This window comes from Moorena sp. SIO4E2, from assembly GCF_010671945.1.
Lineage (GTDB): Bacteria > Cyanobacteriota > Cyanobacteriia > Cyanobacteriales > Coleofasciculaceae > Moorena > Moorena producens.
Map to the genome: position 1 here is coordinate 1 of NZ_JAAHIE010000605.1, position 4,068 is coordinate 4,068.

The 4,068-nt window shown below is 38.1% G+C and carries 6 protein-coding genes; all 6 read left to right on the plus strand.

Annotated features, from left to right (window positions below; translation table 11 throughout):
* Positions 1-236 (plus strand): hypothetical protein (locus F6K37_RS33905; RefSeq protein WP_287255119.1); only part of this gene is annotated, 236 nt, incomplete at its 5' end.
* A 190-nt stretch (positions 237-426) separates the two neighbouring features.
* Positions 427-978 (plus strand): Uma2 family endonuclease, encoded by a 552-nt coding sequence (locus tag F6K37_RS33910; protein WP_287255121.1) that lies wholly within the window; start codon positions 427-429, stop codon positions 976-978.
* A gap of 37 nt (positions 979-1,015) precedes the next feature.
* Positions 1,016-1,294 carry a hypothetical protein gene (locus F6K37_RS33915; protein ID WP_287255124.1) on the plus strand — a complete coding sequence of 93 codons (279 nt, stop codon included), beginning with the start codon at positions 1,016-1,018 and terminating at the stop codon, positions 1,292-1,294.
* A gap of 22 nt (positions 1,295-1,316) precedes the next feature.
* Complete coding sequence (locus F6K37_RS33920) at positions 1,317-1,541, plus strand: hypothetical protein (protein ID WP_287255126.1); 225 nt, start codon at positions 1,317-1,319, stop codon at positions 1,539-1,541.
* Positions 1,542-1,693: 152 nt separating this feature from the next.
* Complete coding sequence (locus F6K37_RS33925) at positions 1,694-3,787, plus strand: baseplate wedge protein (RefSeq protein WP_287255129.1); 2,094 nt, start codon at positions 1,694-1,696, stop codon at positions 3,785-3,787.
* 15 nt (positions 3,788-3,802) lie between these two features.
* A partial coding sequence (locus F6K37_RS33930; protein ID WP_287255131.1) for a contractile injection system tape measure protein occupies positions 3,803-4,068 on the plus strand: 266 nt, incomplete at its 3' end.

Below are 4,068 nucleotides of genomic sequence, written 5' to 3' on the forward strand. Positions count from 1 at the left end.
GCTGTCCCCAATCTGGTTCGCACTTTCAAGCCCATAGCCCTAATCATCCTAATGTGAATTTGAATGGCAATCTCGTCTTGCCGCTTGAGACAGGTCAGCATACCGTTAAGCTCCAGTGGAAGAAAGTTGGCGACAATGTTGCAAGGTGGACTAGCAACCCATCATGCCTAGATGGCTTCGGTGGCGGACGAACACTTGTGGTCATGGCATTTTACTTACCAATAATAGGTGTTTAGGAAATCATTAGTCATTTGACAACCAAACCCGCTCTAATCCCTCTGGTGTCACTCTCCGAGGATTAAAATAAAGACATAAATGCATACAATTTCTAGAAAGTGCGATCGCCGATCTTATAGGGTGGGTTAGCGGTAGCGTAACGCACCATCTACAAATTCCAAAAGAGCCATCTTTAATTAGTGTATAAAAATGATTACCTTAGCTAAATGGTCAATTGAAGACTATCATCACATGATTGCAGCAGGTATCCTCAGTGAGCGTCATGTGGAATTACTAGAGGGAAAAATTATTGAAATGTCACCAGAGGGACCATTGCATCGGAAAATCAACGATTCTATGGCAGACTATTTACGGGAAAAGCTTCGGGGTTGCGCCAAAATCTACGAAGCACATCCAGTTACCCTTCCTGATTCTGAACCCGAACCAGATATTGCTGTTGTTAAATTGCCAGTTTCCTTGTATGACCATCGTCACCCTTCTGCCGAGGAAATTTACTTATTAATAGAAATATCTGACACTACCTTAGAAAAAGACTTAGAACAGAAGCGAATCGCCTATGCTCAGGCTGGCATTTTAGAATATTGGGTTGTAGATTTGAAAGCTCAACAACTGATCGTGTTTCAGCAACCATCAGGGGATAGTTATCAAATCAAACAAACCTATAGCCAAGGAAGTCTCTCCCTTCTTGCCTTTCCCCATGTTGAAGTGTCAGTGGAAAAGTTAATATCAAAAACTATCTGAGATATAGCAATTATCAGAGCTATGAGGTATACAATTTATGGATTGTAGGGAACAGGGAACAGCGGATCTGGGAAAAGGGAAGACAGAAGAGGTAATACAGAAGAGGGATGCGCTGCATCAAGATAGGGAATCAACCTCAAAGAAGACTGTACCTCATAGCTATGACAAACGCTATATAATATACTATAGCGGTTTTAATAGTAACGAGGTAGACAGGATTTTTTTCTTCTTTCTTCCCTACTCCCTACTTCCTACTCCCTACTCCCTAAAACCAAATAATTTGTACCTCACCCAATTGACAACTGCTGTATTGTAACCCATCCTCGTCAATAATGAACATGAAAGAACAACTACAAAAACGCCTAACCCAACTCAAAGCAGAATTTGAATCAGGACAAAAAGTCCTCGCAGATTTAGAAGTCAAACAAGCCAATGTCCGTGAAACCTTACTCCGCATCCAAGGAGCAATTCAGGTATTAGAAGAAGAGTTAACTAAAAACAATGGTGCTGCATCTGAAACCGAAAACGTGGAGGTTTTAGAAACGGAAGGAATTGAGAATTAAGAGAAATCTTGTAGAAGTAAACAAGCATAAACTATCTTTCCCCAATCACCATGACTGAAAACCTTACCATCTCCAACGCCCCCCCAGAATATCCTGGCATGAATTTCGCCTTATTGCGACAAGAAGGGATTAAACACATCGAACGCCTAGGGGTGAAACTGTGGACAGACTACAATACCCATGATCCTGGTATTACTATATTAGAACAACTCTGCTATGCCATCACGGATTTAAGCTATCGCCTTGACTTCGAGATGAAAGACTTGCTTGCACCTGCTCCTGGAGATGTAGAAATAAACAACAAGCAGTTTTTCACCGCCAGAGAAATCCTCACCGTTAATCCCCTCACTATTAATGATTATCGCAAACTTCTAATCGACATTGATGGTGTGAAAAATGCATGGGTTAAACCAATTAAGAATTCAGAACCACCAATTTATTACGATTCGCTTCTTCATACCTTAACTTTTGAAGCTTCTAAACGCACTCAGCAAGTAAACTTAAATGGACTTTATCGGGTACTAATCGAAAAAGAAAAAAATGTATCTGACGAAGCGGGCGAAGAGATTCTCAAAAAAAACGTAAAATATAAACTGAATCAACATCGGAACTTGTGTGAAGATTTTGTCTCCGTTGACATCTTAAAAATCGAAACAATTAGTGTCAAAGCCGAGATAGAAATAGAAGAAGGCTTTGATGTTAACAAATTAATGGCAAAACTATATTTTGAATTAGATAACTTTATTTCTCCTCACCTACATTTTTTTACATTAAAAGAACTCCTGAATCAAGGTAAAGCTCCTGAAGCCATCTTTGATGGTGTTCCCCTGGAACATGGCTTCCTTGACAACGAACAACTTGATAGTTTTATCAAGAAAGACCAACTGCACACCTCTGACCTAATTCGGATTATTTTAGATATTCCAGGGATAAAAACTGTTAGAAGCATTACTATTTCAAGCGACAAGTCATCAGAATCAGAAGAATGGGCGTTAGCATTAGAGCCTAATCTAACACCCCAACTCAAAGATATAGATGGCTTGACAAGTAACATTACCTTTTATAAAGGACAAATTTCGTGCAATCTGAACCTGGCTAAAGCTAAAAGTCATCTGGAATCCTTACAACAGCAAAACACCAAAACACCATCAATAAAACAAACAAAAGATATCCCCATCCCAGTGGGACAATACCGGGAATTATCTGACTATGAATCAATCCAAAACGATTTTCCTGCTACTTACGGTATTGGAGAAATAGGTTTACCAGCTTCCGCATCTCCCAAACGCAAGGCTCAAGCCAAACAACTGCAAGCTTATTTAATGTTTTTTGATAAACTTTTAGCTGACTATTTTGCTCAATTAGACCATGCTAAAGATTTATTCTCTTTTCAAACTAAGAACAAGACAACCTACTTTTCCCAGGATCTTTCTAACCTCCCAGGTGCGGCAGAAGTCCTAAATCCAGAGTCCAATTCACCAACAGATAAATGGAATGAAACTGATTTAGCAAGAAGAAACCGTTTTCTGGATCATTTAATGGCACAGTTTTGTGAAAAGTTCACAGATTATTCCTTACTTTTATATGATTCAATCCTGGAAGAAGAACTGATTGATGATAAAATTAGTTTCTTACAAAATTATCCCCAAATTAGCGCTGGGAGGGGTAAAGCCTTTAATTACACTGATTCCAGTCAGGTTTGGGATACAGAAAACGTATCGGGACTAAAACAAAGAATTTGTAGTTTACTAGGAATTCCTTACCATCGAAAAACTTTGGCTCTCTGCAATGAATTGGATGAAACCGAAGGATTCCATATAGTCGAACATATTTTACTTCGTCCTCGCAGCAGTAACGACCCCGACTCAGACGAGAATTTTTTAGAATTTAAATCAAACACAGATTCAAACACAGATTCAAACACAATAGATCCTTACTCTTTCCAAATCAGTTTTGTATTCCCCAATTGGCTACCTCGCTTTCAAGAAGAAAACTTTAAACAGCTAATTTATAACATTATCAGTGCCGAAATACCCGCCCATATAACCCCTTATTGCTACTGGTTAGACAAACCTAATATGATAAATTTTGAAAATGCCTACCAGCTCTGGCTAAATACAAAAATGGATAAAAAATCAACTAATAACCTGATAGAATTTTTGGTAAATGGTAGACTTGAAATACTACCATTTAAGGTTTTAGGATATATGACTATCGGCACAGATTTTGAAGTGGAAGTGATTTAATTAAAGTCTTTGGAAGTGAACCAACAACGACATATTATCAAAAAACAAATTATAGAACTTAATTTAAGTTCACAACAAGGTGCTTTTGAACTGCAAAATGAGGTAAGTAGAATATATCGCCATAAAGTCCTCCCCCTCATTGATAATTTGTTGAGTCAGTTCAGCGATTTAGATACAATACATCGAATTAATACCCTAGAAATAGACCTAGGAAATATCGATATCAATAATCTAGAACAGGAATTGATTGACAAAATACTAGAACAAATTCAACAGCAATT